At 44.9% G+C, this 17,146-nt stretch carries 13 protein-coding genes; 11 read left to right on the top strand and 2 right to left on the bottom strand.

Translation table 11 applies throughout. The features are described 5' to 3' along the window. The first annotated feature begins 16 nt into the window (after positions 1–16). The 8 genes from hrpB (at position 17) to D9A03_RS04325 (ending at position 12,566) form a co-directional block, all read left to right on the top strand. On the top strand, positions 17–2,533 hold the full coding sequence (hrpB, locus tag D9A03_RS04290; RefSeq protein WP_120495989.1) for an ATP-dependent helicase HrpB: 2,517 nt from the start codon (positions 17–19) through the stop codon (positions 2,531–2,533). Between the two features lie 118 nt (positions 2,534–2,651). Beyond that, positions 2,652–3,413, top strand: a complete 762-nt coding sequence (locus tag D9A03_RS04295; protein WP_120495990.1) for a DeoR/GlpR family DNA-binding transcription regulator — start codon at positions 2,652–2,654, stop codon at positions 3,411–3,413. Between the two features lie 281 nt (positions 3,414–3,694). Next, on the top strand, positions 3,695–4,651 hold the full coding sequence (locus tag D9A03_RS04300; protein WP_120495991.1) for an ABC transporter substrate-binding protein: 957 nt from the start codon (positions 3,695–3,697) through the stop codon (positions 4,649–4,651). A 135-nt stretch (positions 4,652–4,786) separates the two neighbouring features. Continuing rightward, on the top strand, positions 4,787–5,818 hold the full coding sequence (locus tag D9A03_RS04305) for a glycine betaine/L-proline ABC transporter ATP-binding protein (RefSeq protein WP_120495992.1): 1,032 nt from the start codon (positions 4,787–4,789) through the stop codon (positions 5,816–5,818). An 8-nt stretch (positions 5,819–5,826) separates the two neighbouring features. Then, positions 5,827–7,836, top strand: coding sequence for a proline/glycine betaine ABC transporter permease (locus D9A03_RS04310; RefSeq protein WP_120496379.1), 2,010 nt, complete (start codon positions 5,827–5,829; stop codon positions 7,834–7,836). Positions 7,837–7,844: 8 nt separating this feature from the next. Next, positions 7,845–8,720 carry a choline kinase family protein gene (locus D9A03_RS04315; RefSeq protein WP_120495993.1) on the top strand — a complete coding sequence of 292 codons (876 nt, stop codon included), beginning with the start codon at positions 7,845–7,847 and terminating at the stop codon, positions 8,718–8,720. Positions 8,721–8,729: 9 nt separating this feature from the next. Then, positions 8,730–11,189, top strand: coding sequence for an FAD-dependent oxidoreductase (locus tag D9A03_RS04320; protein WP_120495994.1), 2,460 nt, complete (start codon positions 8,730–8,732; stop codon positions 11,187–11,189). A 198-nt stretch (positions 11,190–11,387) separates the two neighbouring features. Next, positions 11,388–12,566, top strand: a complete 1,179-nt coding sequence (locus D9A03_RS04325) for an iron-containing alcohol dehydrogenase (RefSeq protein ID WP_216825380.1) — start codon at positions 11,388–11,390, stop codon at positions 12,564–12,566. A gap of 91 nt (positions 12,567–12,657) precedes the next feature. Here the strand turns inward: D9A03_RS04325 and D9A03_RS04330 are convergent, their stop codons facing one another. Next, on the bottom strand, positions 12,658–13,893 hold the full coding sequence (locus D9A03_RS04330; protein WP_216825381.1) for a TIGR03862 family flavoprotein: 1,236 nt from the start codon (positions 13,891–13,893) through the stop codon (positions 12,658–12,660). Between the two features lie 107 nt (positions 13,894–14,000). After that, positions 14,001–14,240, bottom strand: a complete 240-nt coding sequence (locus D9A03_RS04335; protein WP_120495995.1) for a hypothetical protein — start codon at positions 14,238–14,240, stop codon at positions 14,001–14,003. A 281-nt stretch (positions 14,241–14,521) separates the two neighbouring features. Here D9A03_RS04335 and D9A03_RS04340 point away from each other — a divergent pair, with 281 nt between their 5' ends. The 3 genes from D9A03_RS04340 to D9A03_RS04350 all read left to right on the top strand — a co-directional run bounded on the left by D9A03_RS04340 (position 14,522) and on the right by D9A03_RS04350 (position 17,134). Continuing rightward, positions 14,522–15,250 (top strand): hypothetical protein, encoded by a 729-nt coding sequence (locus D9A03_RS04340; protein ID WP_120495996.1) that lies wholly within the window; start codon positions 14,522–14,524, stop codon positions 15,248–15,250. A gap of 25 nt (positions 15,251–15,275) precedes the next feature. Beyond that, positions 15,276–16,097, top strand: a complete 822-nt coding sequence (locus tag D9A03_RS04345) for a hypothetical protein (RefSeq protein ID WP_120495997.1) — start codon at positions 15,276–15,278, stop codon at positions 16,095–16,097. A 119-nt stretch (positions 16,098–16,216) separates the two neighbouring features. Then, entirely contained in the window at positions 16,217–17,134 is a 918-nt protein-coding gene (locus D9A03_RS04350; protein ID WP_120495998.1) for a tetratricopeptide repeat protein, read from the top strand. The last annotated feature ends 12 nt before the right edge of the window (positions 17,135–17,146 follow it).

Genomic DNA, 17,146 nt, shown 5'->3' on the forward strand with positions numbered 1-17,146 from the left:
ATGGTATAAGCCTGATATGATTGGCTTACCTATAGATTCCGTTCTTCCTCAAATCGCTCAAACGCTTGCAGAAAACCCTTCGCTTGTGCTTCAGGCTCCTCCCGGTGCTGGTAAGACAACGGGCGTACCTCTGCATCTTCTTCGGTCAGATTGGCTTGGCGATAATAAAATAATCATGCTTGAGCCAAGGCGACTGGCTGCGAGAACGGCTGCTATACGAATGGCCGAGCTGTTGGGTGAAAACCTGGGGGAAACGGTTGGCTATCGTATCCGTTTGGAAAAGAAGGTTAGTGCCCGAACCAAAATCGAGGTTGTCACTGAGGGGATTTTGACCCGAATGCTGCAGAAGGATCCCGAATTATCCGGTGTGGGATTGGTTATCTTTGATGAATTTCACGAGCGCAGTTTGCAGGCAGACCTGGGGCTTGCGCTTTGTCTGGAGGTTCAGTCTGCACTTCGGGATGATCTCAGGCTTTTGGTTATGTCAGCTACTTTGGATGGTCAGGCTGTTTCTCATCTAATGGGTGATGCCCCTGTCGTGACCAGTGAGGGGCGAAGCTTCCCGGTTGATATAAAATACGGGCGAGAAACGGAACGCCGGAATATTTCATTTGATATGGCGGATAAAATAGCCGATGTCCTTCACAAAGAGCAGGGGAGTATTCTTGCGTTTCTGCCTGGCGTTGGGGAAATCAAGCGGGTTGAAAGTCTCTTAAAGGCAAAGCAAGGGATGGCAGGTGTTGAAGTCTATCCTCTCTATGGCGATTTGCCCATGGCGAAACAACGAAAAGCCATTGAACCTGTCGGGAATGGAAACCGTAAAGTTGTTTTGGCGACCTCTATTGCAGAGACAAGCTTAACCATTGATGGCATTCGAATAATTGTTGATTGTGGTTTTCGTCGCAGTCCCCGATTTGATCCTTCATCTGGTTTAACAAGACTGGAAACCATTCGTGTTTCAAAGGCATCAGCAGATCAAAGAGCTGGTCGTGCTGGCCGATTGGAACCGGGTATTTGTTATCGTTTATGGCCTGAATCTCAAAGCGGGGCTTTGTCATTACAAGACAGACCAGAAATCCAAGAAGCAGATCTTTGTTCCCTTGTTCTTGAGCTTTTGAATTGGGGGGCGACTGATCCTGAAGAGTTAAGCTGGTGCACGGTTCCTCCCAAATCATCCTGGAAACAGGCAATGGAGTTGCTAAGATCCTTAGGTGCTATTGATCATAGTGATCATATCACGGATCATGGTAAAAAGATGTCTAGGCTTCCGGTTCACCCCAGGCTTGCTCATATGCTTGTTACAGGCAAGGAAGAGGGCGCTGGGTGGGTTGCCTGTCTTATTGCAGCGTTATTAACCGAAAGAGATGTTTTACAACAGGGGGCGAATAAAACGCCGACCGATCTTTTGGTGCGTATTGGTGCTTTTGCGGCAAATAGAGATGATAAAGGGTTCCTGTTTGATTCCTACCGAGTGAAGCAGGTTAAACGCACAGCAGAACAATATGCCAGAGCTTTGGGTGTCAATCCTGATAAAGAGTTCGGCATGGACTGTGCTGGCGGACTTGTATCCCTTGCCTATCCTGATCGTATTGGAAAGTTGCGTAAAAATACTGTGGGACGTTTTAAGCTCTCTGGAGGAAAGGGGGCAGAGCTGGATGAGCTTGATCCTTTGGCATCAAAACCTTACCTCGTTATGACAAATATAGGTGGTACGGGGGCTTCTGCCCGCGTTTATCAGGCAATTGAGGTGTCGGAAAATCAAATTCGCAAATTTCATGCTGAAAGCATCGTGCCCGAAGACCGAGTACGACTTGATGACTTAAAGGGAATTTTTCTGGGGGAGAAGGTTGAACGTATCGGCGAAGTTATTCTAAAGGCAACACGTGTTAAAGAACCTGATCAGGAGGCGATCAAGCAGGAGATCCTCAATTTAGTGAGGGGTAAAGGCTTGGCGATCCTTAAGCCAGACTCTGACCTTGAGCACTTGTGTCGTCGGGTTATTTCTGCTGGTGTATTGGCAAAGAAGGTCGATTGGCCTGATTTTTCTGAAGCCGGACTAATTTCTATTCTCGAGGCATGGTTGCGGCCTTATCTTGATGATGTTTCGACGCTCAAGTCATTACAAGCCTTGAATCTTAAAAGTATTCTGCTTTCATCTCTGGATTGGGACAAGCGACAGTTTCTGGATAATAATTTCCCAGACCGGATCGGGCTTCCAACTGGGAATACAGCAAGGATTAGCTACGATGATCCTCAAATACCTACTCTTGAGGTTCGGCTTCAGGAACTTTTTGGATTATCGGTGACACCGTCGATTTTTGAAGGGCGTGTTCCTTTGCGTCTTCATTTGTTATCGCCCGCAAGGCGTCCACTGCAAGTTACAAGTGATTTGGCTGGTTTTTGGGCCAATACCTACCATGATGTAAAAAAGGATATGAAGGGGCGATATCCCCGTCATTATTGGCCTGATGATCCCTTGATAGCTGAGCCAACTGCCAAAACGAAAAAGAATATGAGTAAGGTAAGGCGTTAAGGGGAAATGAAGTATTGGGTAAGAAGGCCGCAGAATAGAAGATTTTGCGGTTCAAAAATTTGATTTTTGAAGGGAATTACCCTATCTGTTAGGTAGTTGAGAGAGGGTAAACAGTTTTATGCATTCAACAACAAGACAAAAAGAGATCTTGAAGGCCGTTCGACACAAGGGGCTTTGCACAATCCTTGAGTTGGCTGATCAATTTTCAGTTTCTGATGAGACTATTAGACGAGATGTTAAACCGATGGTTAGTGCCGGACTTGTTGAAAAAGTGCATGGCGGCATTATTGTACCCGACGAAGGGCATGAACCACCTTTTCAGTACAGGATGGTCGAAAACCACGAAGCCAAACAACGCATTGGTTTTGAGCTTTCCAAAATCATTCAGAGTGGTGATTCATTAATTCTGGATACAGGAAGTACAACTGCGATTGCGGCGCATGCATTGCAAGAACATTCAAATCTGCTTGTTGTTACCAATTCTGTGGAAACGGCCAGAGCGCTGGCTACCCGCAATGCGAACAGGGTCTATATTGCCGGGGGCGAATTACGCGCCGACGATGCCGCAGCCTTTGGGCCTTCGGCCATTGCTTTTATTAAGCAGTTTGATGTGAAGTATGCTGTTTTGTCTCTGGGTGGATTGGATCCGGTTAAGGGGTTGATGGTTGATCATCTGGAAGAGGCCGAGTTTTCGCGCACGGTGATGGAGCAAGCTCAAAAGACAATTGTTGTGGTCGATCAGAGCAAGTTTAATCGATCCCGTCTAGTTAAGGTTGCGCCGTTAAAGGTTATCGATGTCCTGATCACTGATGGAGAACCTGATCCGGAATTGACTGCTTGCTTGCGAGAGGCCGAGGTCGAAGTTATTGTAACTCGGTAATGAGGCTAAATAGTATCTGAGCGGAAGTGTTCAGGTTATTTAAGGAAATTATCAATTTTATATTTAAAGGCGGCTTGGATTTTTTCGAGTGGCCTTTTTTGTATGACGTTGATTCAGCCGCTTAAAATCCACAAGAGAGCCTACAAGAACGAATGTTCCTACTCGTGATGTTGTTTTTGTGTTGACTTTTGATGATATATGTTGATATTTTTGGATATTAAAAATCTTGATACATAAAAATCAATAAAAAAGAACTCGCAATCCTTACAGGGAGTAGGTTTATGATTAAAACATCACGGTTTGCATTGGCTTTATTGGGAAGTCTGGCGCTATCAAACATGGCAACAACAGCTTCTTTTGCTGATGTTGAGTCAAATGACCCTATTAAACTGACATTGCATGATTGGACGGGGCAGCTCCTGACCACCAAAATCATGGGGTCGGTGCTTCAAAAAGCTGGTTATAATATTGAATATGTTCAGGCTGATTATATCGCGCAGTTTGCAGGCCTTAAAGAAGGCGATCTTCATGTGGCCATGGAGATATGGGAAACGACCGGTCGCGAGGCGATGGACGATGCTGTTGGAACAGGTAAAGTCGAAAACCTGGGTGAAACAGGTATGCAGGCTATCGAAGAGTGGTGGTATCCTTCATATATGAAAGAAGTATGTCCCGGTCTGCCGAATTGGGAAGCTTTGAATGAATGTGCAGAAGCTTTCGCGACACCTGAAACGGCACCCAAAGGACGTTATCTCGGTGCGCCGGTGACGTGGGGCGGCTTTGATGACGAGCGTGTTGAAGCTCTCGAAATGGACTTTGAAGTTATTCATGCGGGGACTGATGCAGCACTTTTTGCTGAACTTGAATCTGCTTATCAAAGAAAAGCACCTGTTTTGTTGTGGGTTTATGCCCCTCACTGGGCGCCTGCAAAATTTGACGGTGAATGGGTTGAGTTCCCTAAATATACTGCGGAATGTTATAGTGATCCGTCCTGGGGGTCTAACGAAGATGCTGCTTATGACTGTGGCAAGCCAACGGGGCCAATTTGGAAAGTTGCATGGTCTGGCGTGAAGGATAAATGGCCTGGTGCCCATAAAGCAATTGAAAACTTTAACATTTCAAATGATGAAATGTCACAGATGATTATTGAGGTCGACCTTGATGGTAAAGATATGGATGCTGTCGTGAGTAGCTGGGTTGATGCAAATAAAGATCGTTGGGCATCTTGGGTTAAGTAAGGTGTCAATTGCTTGGGGTGAGTAGGTGGTTCTTTCCTGCACCTCTCTACCCTGAGTAATCTTTAACAGTTTAGTCTGTAAACTTGCGATCTTAATATCAGAACGTGAAACTATTTAAGTGTAGGTCCTGTGGGTATGAACTCGTCAGTTAAATTGTCGTGCCGTGGTGTCTGGAAGATTTTTGGCCCCGACGCAAAGAACTTTCTCGCCAAACATAATCATAAGCCGAAATCCCGTGATTTGAAGGCAGCCAATCTTGTTGGTGGCGCTCGGGATGTGAATATAGATATTCACTCTGGTGAAATTTTTGTCATTATGGGCTTGTCAGGATCTGGTAAATCGACACTTGTGCGATGTCTGTCCCGTCTGATTGAGCCGACAGATGGTGAGATACTGTTCGACGGTCAGGATCTATTGAAAGCCAGCGATGATGAGATGATTGAGATCCGTCGCCATAAGATGGGGATGGTGTTTCAACATTTTGCTTTATTACCACATTTGACTGTTTTAGGGAATGTTGCTTTCCCCTTGGAGGTGCAGGGCGTTTCAAGAGAGAAGCGTGAGAAAATTGCAAAGGAAATTATTGAGCTCGTTGGCTTATCCGGGCGGGAAGGTTATTATCCGCGAGAGCTTTCTGGTGGGCAACAGCAACGTGTCGGTATTGCTCGCTCTCTGGCCGTGGAACCTGAAATTTGGTTTCTGGATGAGCCTTTTTCCGCGTTGGATCCTCTTATTCGCCGGGAAATGCAGGATGAATTTATCCGTCTGCAAAATGTTCTAAAGAAAACGATTGTTTTCATCACCCATGACTTTGATGAAGCTATTCGCCTCGCCGACAGAATTGCGATTATGAAAGATGGCAAGGTAATACAAATTGGCACGCCTGAGGATTTGGTTATGAACCCGGCGACAGATTATGTTGCTGAATTTACGCAACATATTCCGCGTGCCAAAGTTCTGACCGCAGGTTTGTTGAAAGATAACTTTGATGCATCAGTCTCCACAGCGGGGTCTGTTTCTCAATATACTGTAATTGCTGATATTGCGGATGATATCGAGCAGGCAGATAAACCGTTTACTGTTACATCGGCTGAGGGCACACCTGTCGGGCTCTTGAGCCGGAAAAGAGTTATGGATGTTCTTGTGGGGCGCGAGGTATCGTTGTGATCACCGCAATGAAGAACAGAGTTCTGGATATCCAGCCCTTTAAGTCAGCGAAAATATTTTGGTTATTGGCACTGCTTGTCACGGTTTTTTTGTATCTTGAAGGCAAGGGATTATTTCCAAAGTGGATGTTCAAGGTTCCACGCAAATCGCAAATTCCGGTTAAAAAATACATCTCAAACTTTATGGACTGGTTGGTAGAAGAGGCGAATTTTGGCTTCTTTACTTTCAAAGAATTAACGCGCGGGATATCAGGTTTACTGGATATTCCTTTGTCATTTGCCACCAGTCTCTTTTCTACCGGATTTATGGAAGGGCAGGGATCGCAGGCGATCCAAATTCTTCCTCCCTTGTCATGGATTGCTGTGATCGCAGCAGTGGTTGCAATGGGGCATTATGCTCGAGATTGGAAGCTTGCGGGGTTTATTGGGGGCTGTTTTCTTTATCTGGCTATTTTTGGTCAGTGGGACAGCGCAATGGTTACTTTGGCATCTATCGTCATTGCCGTTCCTTTTGGTGTTGTTGGCGGGTTGTTATTGGCTATAGGCGCCTATCGTTTCCCATGGTTCGAGAAAACAATCTCGCCTGTTCTGGACCTGATGCAAACAATACCTGTTTTTGCCTATTTGGTCCCTATCCTGTTTTTATTTGGTTTTGGTCCTGTTGCGGCAATGATTGCGACAATTATTTATGCCATGCCGCCAATGACACGTATTGCCATTATGTCGTTAAGAGGGGTGCCGAGCGAGATTGTTGATTTTGGAAATATGGCGGGATGTACTAAGTGCCAGTTAATGTGGAAAGTCCTTGTTCCGTCTGCTGCTCCTGGGCTTATGGTTGGTGTCAATCAAGTAATCATGTTGTCGTTGAATATGGTGATTATTGCGTCGATGATCGGGGCAGGCGGACTGGGTTATGACGTTCTGTCATCCTTGCGTCGCCTAGACATTGGTGGAGGATTGGAAGCTGGGGTTGGTATTGTTGTTCTTGCCATCGCTCTGGATCGGTTGAGCCAAGCCTTTGCCACCAGAACTGAGACTGTTCACTTGGACGGACATCTGAATATCGTCAAACGGCATCCATGGTTTTTATCTGTATCAGTCATTGTTTTGTTAACCCTGGTATTGGGATTGCTTATTCCAGCCGTTCAAAGCTATCCGCAATCTTTGGAGCTAGGTGTCGGTACATCTCTTGCCGAGCTGGTCGCATGGATTAATGTCAACTTCTTTGATGCTTTGGAAAGTTATAAAACCTTTGTCTTGGTATATTTCATGGTACCTGTGAAGTTGGTACTCTTGAAGATGCCTTGGGCCTGGACGATCCTTTTGCTCTGTGTCGGTGCTTGGCAGTTAGGGGGCAAGAAATTGTTTCTTCTGACGCTTCTATTAAGTCTGTTTATTGTCGCTACCGGAATGTGGGAAAAGGCGATGATAACTGTTTATCTCTGTGGTGTGTCAGTGGTTATTGCTTGTTTGATCGGTATTCCAATAGGAATTGCTGCGGCAGAAAATGATCGTCTGGGACGAATTGTACAGGTGATGATTGACACGCTTCAAACCTTGCCAAGTTTTGTTTATCTGATTCCTGTGGTCATGCTTTTCCGTGTTGGTGATTTTTCGGCAATGGTTGCTGTAGTTTTCTATGCAATTGCACCTGCTATTCGCTATACGATCCACGGAATACAGCAAATCCCATCAGCCTTGATAGAAGCGGGTATAACATCGGGATGCACGCGCCGACAATTGCTCTGGAAGGTTAAGTTACCACTTGCTCTTCCTGAAATCCTGTTGGGACTTAATCAGACAATAATGCTTGCCCTTTCCATGTTGGTTATCACCGCATTGGTTGGAACGCGAGACTTGGGACAAGAAGTTTATATCGCGCTGGCCAAGGCAGATACTGGGCGCGGGCTTGTTGCAGGTCTTTCTATTGCCTTCATAGCCATTATTGCGGATCGCATGATTGCCGCAGGTTCTCGTAAAGCAAAACAACGCCTAGGATTGGGCGGGGAATTGGGATAGGAAACCCGATGACGAACAAAGAAGATATCATAAGACAGCTCCCCTGTTGGGACGGTGCTGTTGATCCTGAGCCTTTAGGGGGCGGGATCACGAACCACAATTATACAGTAAAGGATAACAAGGGAAAATATGTTGTCCGGTTCGGGGAAGATATTCCCGTGCACCATGTTATGCGCTTTAATGAGCTTGCGGCAAGTGAAGCTGCTTATCAGGCAGGAATATCGCCAGAAGTGGTTTTTGCTGAAAATGGCATCATGGTTTTACGGTTTATCGAAGGAACCTGTTACAACGAAAGCATGGTGCGTGACCCTGAAAACTTGAAGAAGATTATTCCTCTTCTGCGACGAGTACATACTGAGATACCTAAGTTTCTTCGTGGTCCTTCGCTCGTATTTTGGGTTTTTCATGTCATCCGTGATTATGCTGCTACCCTGCGTGAGGGCGATAGCCGCATGATCAAAGAGTTATCGTGGCTTTTAAACAGTGCAGAAGAACTGGAAAAAGCTGTCGGCAAAGTTGATCTGGGTTTTGGGCATAATGACTTGCTCGCAGCCAATTTCATCGATGATGGCAAACGCCTTTGGCTTTTTGATTGGGATTACGCCGGCTTTAATTCGCCGCTCTTTGATCTCGGCGGGCTTGTTTCCAATTCAGAACTGGATAAGCAGTCTGAGCAATGGGTACTTGAAAACTATTTCGATAAACCGATCACAGATGAACTTCTTCATAGATACGAGGCAATGAAATGTGCCTCGCTCTTGCGTGAAACGATGTGGAGTATGGTGTCGGAAATACATTCCGACATTGATTTTGATTATCAAAAATATACCGAGGATAACCTCGACAAGTTTAAAGCACAGCTTCAGGCCTTCCAAAAAAAGTGAGATATTAAAATGACCGATTTAAACTCTGATGCCTTGCCTAAAGATGCACGTATCGTGATCATTGGTGGCGGTATAGTCGGGACATCCACAGCCTACCATCTTGGAAAGATGGGATATAACGACACGATACTGATAGAGCGTGGTAAACTAACATCAGGCACTACTTTCCATGCCGCAGGACTGGTAGGACAGTTGCGTTCCAATGCCAATATTACCCAGTTATTGGGATATTCCGTTGATCTCTATAAAAATCTGGAAAAAGAAACAGAACAGGCAACGGGGTGGAAGATGAACGGCGGATTACGCCTGGCCTGTAATCAGGAACGTTGGACAGAGGTGAAGCGACAGGCAACAACAGCACATTCCTTTGGCTTGGACATGCAGTTGCTTACGCCGAAGGAGGCGCAGGAACTGTGGCCCATGATGACAATTGATGATGTGGTTGGCGCGGCTTTCCTGTCAACAGATGGTCAGGCCAATCCTTCGGATATTACGCTTTCCCTTGCTAAAGGCGCACGGATGAACGGCGTTTCCATTTTCGAAGACACAGAAGTTCTTGATGTTGAGGTCGAAGATGGCAAGGTTGTTGCCGTTGTCACCTCAAAGGGGCGTATTGCTTGTGACAAAGTTGTAAACTGCTGCGGACAATGGGCGCGTCAGGAAGCCAAGAAAGTTGGTGTGAATGTCCCGCTGGTATCAGTTGAACATCAGTTTATGATTACTGAGAAAATTGAGGGAATTACCCCGGATTTACCGACATTGCGAGACCCGGATCGTCTAACTTACTACAAAGAAGATGTTGGTGGCTTGGTTATGGGAGGGTATGAGCCCAATGGTATCCCTTGGGCAACAAAAGGCTTCCCTGAAAAATTTCATTTCTCCTTGCTGGATTCAAATTGGGATCATTTTGAACAGCTCATTGAGCTTGCTTTGGGACGTGTTCCAGCTTTGGAAACCGCAGGTGTTCGCGAGCTTATCAACGGACCTGAAAGCTTCACGCCGGATGGGAACTTCATTTTGGGTGAGGCACCTGAATTGAAAAACTACTTTGTTGGCGCTGGCTTTAACGCCTTTGGTATCGCTGCTGGCGGTGGGGCGGGTATGGCTTTGGCCGAATGGGTCGTCAATGGCGAACCGCCATACGATTTGTGGCCTGTGGATATCAGAAGGTTTGGTCGTGCTCATTTTGATACCGACTGGGTGCGTAAACGTACGTTAGAAGCCTATGGCAAGCACTATACAATGGCGTGGCCTTTTGAAGAACATTCTTCTGGTCGACCAAATCGCAGATCTCCTTTGTATGATGTGCTCAAAAACCAAGGCGCCTGTTTTGGCGAGAAGCTGGGATGGGAAAGGCCAAACTGGTTTGCCAAAGAAGGACAGAAATCCAAGGATATTTATTCGTTTGAGCGTCAAAACTGGTTTGAGAATGTTGGTCAAGAACATCATTTAACTCGTTCTAATGTAACTGTTTTTGATCAATCTTCATTTGCAAAATTTAAATTGATTGGCCCGGATGCTGAAAAAGCCCTGAGCTGGATATGCGCTAATGATGTTTCTAAAGAAACAGGCGCTTTGATCTATACACAAATGTTGAATGATCGCGGTGGTATCGAGTGTGATTTGACGGTGGCTCGTGTGTCCGAAAACGAGTTTTATATTGTGACGGGCACAGGTTATGCCACGCATGATTTTGACTGGATCAGGAAAAATATACCCTCAGGATTAAATGCTCAGCTTGTTGATGTAACGTCTGGTTATTCCGTTCTTTCTGTGATGGGACCTCATGCAAGAAAAGTATTGCAGAAGATTTCTTCTGATGATCTTTCAAACGAAAGTTTCTCCTTTGGCACAATGCAAACCATCGGTGTCGCTGGGGCGCCAGTTATGGCTCTCAGGGTTACCTATGTTGGCGAGCTGGGTTGGGAGCTTCATATTCCAACAGAGTTTGCCATTAATGTTTATCATGCCTTGATGACTGCCGGTGAGGAATACGGTATTGGCAATGCCGGATATCGGGCGATTGAAAGCTTGCGTTTGGAAAAGGGATATCGTGCTTGGGCTTCAGATATTGGACCTGATCATACCCCGCTAGAAGCAGGCATGGCCTGGGCCTGTAAATTGAAAAAGAACATCGATTTTAAAGGTCGAAAAGCTTTAGAAGTTCAACTGGAAGAGGGCGTCAAAAAGAGTTTGTGCTGTTTCACAATTGATGATGCTGATGTCATCCTCTTGGGGCGAGAGACGATCTATCGTAATGGTGAGCGGGTTGGTTGGTTAACATCAGCAGGCTTTGGGTTCAGTGTTAACAAGAACATTGGTTATGGCTATGTGCGTAATCAGGGTGGGGTAGATCGAACCTATCTAGAATCTGGTGAGTATGAATTGGAAGTGGGGACAGTACGCCATAAATGTGAAATTCATTTTGGTGCACTGTTTGACCCCAAGATGGAAAAAATAAAACAATAACTGTACCTTACTAAATGATCTTCAAGTGTTTTCTTTCGCCATCATGTACGCCTTGTGATGATGGAAAATGCTTGAAGATTTATTTGTTGGTAATTCGTCGATTTTTGTCATAGATATCTTCGTTCGAACCCCCGGGGTTCGGTAAATAAGCAAATACGTGAAAAACGTAACGCCTTCCACTTCATACGGAGAAAAACCGTGAACGATAAAATTGAAAATATGCAGGGTAATTGGAATTACCCGACGAGTGTTCGTTTTGGTGTCGGTCGCATCAAGGAAATTGCAGATGTCTGCAGTGGCCTTGGAATGAGCAATCCTCTTCTTATTACTGATGCAGGCCTTGCTGCCTTGCCAATGGTTGCTGACGTTGTTGCAACATGTAAGGCAGCTGGTCTTGGTTGTGATGTTTTCAGCGACATCAAACCGAATCCTATTGGTCAAAACATCATGGATGGTGTTTCTTACTACCACGCAGGCAAACACGATGGTGTTATTGCTTTTGGTGGTGGTTCAGGCCTGGACGCTGCAAAAGCTGTCGCCCTGATGGTTGGGCAGGATCGCCCGCTTTGGGATTTTGAAGATGTTGGTGATAACTGGACACGCGCCAATGCAGACAAGATTGCGCCAATCGTAGCCGTACCAACTACATCTGGTACTGGTTCAGAAGTTGGTCGTGCTTCTGTAATTACACACGAAGAAACACACGTTAAAAAAATCATTTTTCATGCGAAGATGATGCCATCTGTTGTTATTGATGATCCAGAGTTAACTGTGGGTCTTCCTGCTAAATTGACGGCAGCAACAGGGATGGACGCTCTTTCTCACAATCTGGAAGCATTCTGTGCACCGGGATATCACCCAATGGCTGACGGTATAGCGGTTGAAGGTATTCGCCTGATCCAGAAATCTTTGGTGAAAACTGTTGAAGATGGTACTGATCTTGTTGCCCGTTCAGATATGATGATCGCATCAAGCATGGGGGCGACAGCGTTCCAAAAAGGCCTTGGAGGCATGCACGCATTGGCTCACCCACTTGGGGGGATTTACGATGCGCACCATGGTATGCTGAACGCTATTCTGATGCCATATGTGTTGATTGCGAACCGTTCTGTTATTGAAGAACGGACTGCTTATCTGGCGCGTTGTCTCGATCTGAAAGATGCCTCTTTTGACGGATTATTGCAGTGGGTAATGGATCTTCGCACAACATTGGAGATTCCAAATGCTCTGTCTGCGATTGGTATCGACGAAGGCAAGGTTGATGAAATTGGCGTCCTTGCGACACAGGACCCTTCCGCTGGCGGGAATCCTATTCAGTTCTCACCTGAAGAATATTCTGCCATTCTTCTTAAGGCGATCCGGGGTGATCTTGGATAAGGCCTGAGAGAAAAGATACCCTAGAATTCAGCGGTATTGGAAACCGGGAATGTTAAGCATTCCCGGTTTTTTTGTTTCTGAAGATCTGGTGTTAGATTTCTTGAGACTGTTCACGGAGGTAATGATCAACACCTTGGGCGACATGTACTGCCATGGAAAAACATCCCTGAAGTAAATAGCCACCAGTTGGTGCTTCCCAATCCAGCATTTCCCCTGCAACAAAAATACCCGGCAGACGTTTCAGCATTAAGTCGTCCGTGCAAGCGTCAAACTTAATGCCGCCTGCTGTAGAGATAGCCCGGTCAATCGGTCTTGCTTTATAGAGGTTAACAGGTAGAGATTTTATCTTTTCAGAGAGAGCTTTTGGGCAGTTAAATTCTTCTTTGCTGGTCAGGGCTTTGAGAAGGCTTAGGCTGAATGATGATAATCTCAGTTCTTGTTTGAGAAACTTCCCAAGTGGTAGATGCTTTTCTCTTTCTTCGAGAATTTTTGTCAATCGTTCTTTGCTGTGTTTGGGTTTCAGATCAATCAGGACAGTTGTTGATAAATCTTTATTTATTGCTTCACGGATTGATTTACTAAGAGCATAAACAGCGCCCCCCTCCAGACCATACGAGGAAAGCATGATTTCCCCCTTTGTTGTTTTGTCTGCATGCGTGAGGGTGATATTCTTGAGGGGGGATCCAAAACAGCTTTCCGGTACAGATTGCGGCCAGCGTGTTTCGTATCCGCAATTCGCCGCTTCTAACGGTTCTATGTTGACTTCTTCTTTGGTTAGGGTTGGCACCCATGCCGCGTCAGAGCCTAATTTCCCCCAGCTAGCGCCACCAAGGGCAAGAAGAGTTGCTTGGGGTGATATAGTGATAATCTGGTTCTCGGCATCTTCGATGAGTAAGTTTTTTTGTTGATCAAAGCCGATCCATTTATGACGGGTAAAGAGTTTTAAGCCTTTAATAGATAGATCAGATAGCCAGGCTCGTAAAAGCTCGGTAGCCTTAAATTTGGTTGGAAAAACTCGACCGCTTGAGCCAATAAAAGTATCCTGCCCGAGGACATGGCAGAAATCTCTTAAATCATTTGGCGTGAATTTCTTTAAGAGAGTGGTGAAGCGGGCTTCATTCTCGTAATAACGGGTGGCAAATACATCAAGAGGTTCGCTGTGCGTCAAATTAAGGCCGCCACGACCCGCAAGTTGAAACTTTCTGGCAACAGAGGGTTTGGCATCATAGAGGTGAACTCTATACCCCATTTCCAGTAATTTATGCGCGGCCATAAGGCCAGCAGGGCCGCCCCCAATAATAGCAATAAATCTTGATGTATCGTTCACATAACTCTCCTGAAGAAAGAGTTATATAGGCAATTGGTAAAGGCCTGTCATCCGTTTCTAGATAAATTGGACTTCATTAAAGTGTTAATGAATTTAGTAAACTTGCGTTATTTATCATCTTTTTCCTGATCCTTGACTTTTAGAGCCTTGAGAACCTTTTCTGCAAAAGCTCCCTGATCGTGACGGGCATGAAGAAAAAGCTCTACCGTTTTCCGTGCTGATTCTTTGTCATAGGGAACTTGCCCGTTCATTCGAAGTTCGACTTCTCGTAAGATTTCAGGGTCAAGTTTGCCGCGGAGGGATCTTAGATCATTGAGGACTTTTTCCTTGATATCATCTTCTGCCATTGGCGGTTCCCTTAAACTGCGGTTATGAGTTTAATGCCATACTATACCATTTTGCCATGGAATGGACACAACTAGGGTATATTTTTCGAAATATCTATTATGGTAGGTAAATCACAATCTTATTCTGTTGGTATTCTCTATTGTCGTCTTTTACTTTGCTCAACAAGGCAAAAGCTGTAATTTAGAGTTGCCATTCAGTAAGTTTGTTGTATATCAACGGTTAGGCGCGTAGTAGAGGCGCAGCTTGACCTTAACACAATTAAGTATGGATAAAAATTTCGATGTCTCTCGGTCTTCGTGAAACCCGTCGCCGTCGTTCAAACAATTTTCGTTGGGCGGTTTTCAAATGGGCAATAGCGTTAATTCTTATTGGTGCAGCAGGCTGGTATTCCTATCGGGCCGGCCTGGAACTGGCCAATCGCAAGGTCATAACCCTGAACGATAAAAATAAAGAGTTGGAACAAACTGTCCAGGAGCTTATGGAGTTGAGAGACGAACTCAACAATAACCTGGAGGCGACGAAAGAAACCGCTGCAGGTTGGGAAAATCGTTATCAAAAAGATGTCCCAACGGGCGAGCTTAAAGTTATCGTCACAGATCTACAGAAAAAAATTGAGAACGGGGTTTCTCTTGATCGTCTTAAATTCTTGATTGCAAGCGCAGAAAACAAACGTGTATGTGATAACAATCCTGTTGAAAAACGTTTTTATGTGAACACACCGATCTATACAGGTGTTAATGATAATGTCAGTTTTGCGCGCGGTAGTGTGACAATTACGGCCAAAGGTGAGTCTGCATACAATGCTGAAAATAAAGTTGAAGCATGGTATGACCCAGCCAAGCCGTTGGATTTTGTCTTTACGACACTTGGCGGAAAAGCGATCAAGTTGTCTGGTAAGTTGCCATTACATAAATCTATTGTCGTAAATGGATCTGAATATAGATTTACTTTGAAGACTGGTGCAAAAGGCTTTGTTCAGGTTGTTGGCGATCGTTGTGATTATCCCTGATTTGCCCAGTTATAAGAGTTTATAGATGCTATCCGAAGCGTTCAGTTTTCTTTTTGCCAAGTGCGAGGGTAAATTCAAACGCTTCGGTTATCTACATGAAGCCATTGCAATAGATGCCAGACATCGAAGATGCCAGTCTGCATGGAAATCCCATCTTGAAAATACCCGATCTGAAATATTTTCTGCCATTAGTAAAGCTTCAAAGCATAAGAAAGTAATTATTCTCGGTGCCGGGGCGGGGTACGATGTTCCATTGGATGATTTGGAACGTCAGTTTGAATCTGTTGTTTTGGTCGATGTTGTATTTCTAAAATCCATACGCAAAAAAGCCCAAACAAGTTCTCGCATAACTTTGGTTGAAGTGGATTTAACTGGCCTTATTACTTCACTAGAACCTCTCAATCCAGGTTTTGATGTAAAAGAAATCCGATCAATCCCACCTGGTGATCTACTTAAAGACGCCGATCTTGTTATTTCCTGTAATGTTTTATCCCAACTCCCAATAAATATTCAGAACTGGCTGATAAAGGCAGGTGTTGATGAGGACGATGATGAGCTGAAAAGCTGTTGCCGTAAAATCGTTACTGATCATCTCAGATGGTTGGAGCGTAGTAACGCGCCTGTACTTTTGATTACAGATCTGGAGCGCCACGTATCTGCTGTTGAAGAGCCGGAAGGGACGGGCATAAGAGATAATGCGCTTTATGGCCTGGAATTCAACAATCTTGATCAGACGTGGATTTGGAACATCGCGCCGAGCCCGGAAATAGATAAGAACTATAACCTGACACATCTTGTTGGCTCTGTTTATCTCGAACCTGAAGAGCTTTTTGATATTTCTTATTGAGTTTTATCCAGCTTTATAACTGTGATTACTGTCTTAGGGTTAATACTTAACTAAAGTTTAAGTAGATCTCCGCTATTTTAGCACGAGTCTGGTTTTATGCTTCTGAACGGAGAATTGATATGTCCTTATTTTTTGCCAAAAGGATTGTGATCCTTGGGGGGATATCTTTTGTATTATCTGGCTGCTCTGTCATGCATAATATTTCAAATGCGGTCGGTATTAAGCTTCCCAAAAAAGAAGTTGCGCAAGGCAGTGTTGAGCCGACTGACACCCAGGGACTTGATCAGGAATCTCAACAAATTTTTGATGTTGCAGAAGCAACGTATAATAGGGGTGATTATCGGACTGCTATTGGGCTTTATCAGCGTGTGTTTGAGCTTAACCCTGATAATCCCGAACCAATGTTACGAATTGGATCTATCCTCAGTAAAAAAGGGGAGCCGTTGGCTGCTGGACAAGCCTATCGACAAGTTCTAGCTGTAGATGAAACTAATCTTGAAGCGAAACGCGGGCTTGGACTTTCTTTTCTGGCAAGAGGGCAAACAGACCTGGCGATTGAGCAATTTTCCGAAGGATTAGCAATAGAGAAGACCCCCAAATTATTAAACGCAATGGGGGTTGCCTACGATAAAAAAGGGCAACGCCAAACTGCGCAAAAATATTACAAAGAAGGTCTTGCGATTGATAAGGATAATCTGACTCTTCAAAGTAATTATGGTTTGTCAATGTCCTACGAGGGACGACATGACGAAGCTTTGGCTGTTTTGTACCCTCTGTCGAAAAATCCAAAAGCAACGGTACAGCATCGTCAAATATTGGCGATGGCCTATACTCTTTCTGGTGATCTTGATGCCGCAGAGCAAACATCTCGTATAGATATGGATGATGCCGATGTGGCAAAGCGGATGAGGTATTTTAATTCTCTAACACCGACGAAATTCAATTCGTCATCGTTGGCCGATAATGATACTGGAATCAGAGCCGAGGCACAAAACCCAGTTGAGACAATTGAATCCGTGCAAATAGAAGCACAATAAGCTTTATGTCGT

Source organism: Kiloniella sp. EL199, from assembly GCF_900313065.1.
GTDB lineage: Bacteria > Pseudomonadota > Alphaproteobacteria > Kiloniellales > Kiloniellaceae > Kiloniella.

Bases quoted from the DNA above. Each gene is read 5' to 3' on its own strand.
- D9A03_RS04340 (WP_120495996.1), top strand. From the start codon at position 14,522: ATGTCTCTCGGTCTTCGTGAAACCCGTCGCCGTCGTTCAAACAATTTT.
- D9A03_RS04350 (WP_120495998.1), top strand. From the start codon at position 16,217: ATGTCCTTATTTTTTGCCAAAAGGATTGTGATCCTTGGGGGGATATCT.
- D9A03_RS04335 (WP_120495995.1), bottom strand. From the start codon at position 14,240: ATGGCAGAAGATGATATCAAGGAAAAAGTCCTCAATGATCTAAGATCC.
- D9A03_RS04315 (WP_120495993.1), top strand. From the start codon at position 7,845: ATGACGAACAAAGAAGATATCATAAGACAGCTCCCCTGTTGGGACGGT.
- D9A03_RS04300 (WP_120495991.1), top strand. From the start codon at position 3,695: ATGATTAAAACATCACGGTTTGCATTGGCTTTATTGGGAAGTCTGGCG.
- D9A03_RS04320 (WP_120495994.1), top strand. From the start codon at position 8,730: ATGACCGATTTAAACTCTGATGCCTTGCCTAAAGATGCACGTATCGTG.
- hrpB (WP_120495989.1), top strand. From the start codon at position 17: ATGATTGGCTTACCTATAGATTCCGTTCTTCCTCAAATCGCTCAAACG.
- D9A03_RS04295 (WP_120495990.1), top strand. From the start codon at position 2,652: ATGCATTCAACAACAAGACAAAAAGAGATCTTGAAGGCCGTTCGACAC.
- D9A03_RS04310 (WP_120496379.1), top strand. From the start codon at position 5,827: ATGAAGAACAGAGTTCTGGATATCCAGCCCTTTAAGTCAGCGAAAATA.
- D9A03_RS04305 (WP_120495992.1), top strand. From the start codon at position 4,787: ATGAACTCGTCAGTTAAATTGTCGTGCCGTGGTGTCTGGAAGATTTTT.
- D9A03_RS04345 (WP_120495997.1), top strand. From the start codon at position 15,276: ATGCTATCCGAAGCGTTCAGTTTTCTTTTTGCCAAGTGCGAGGGTAAA.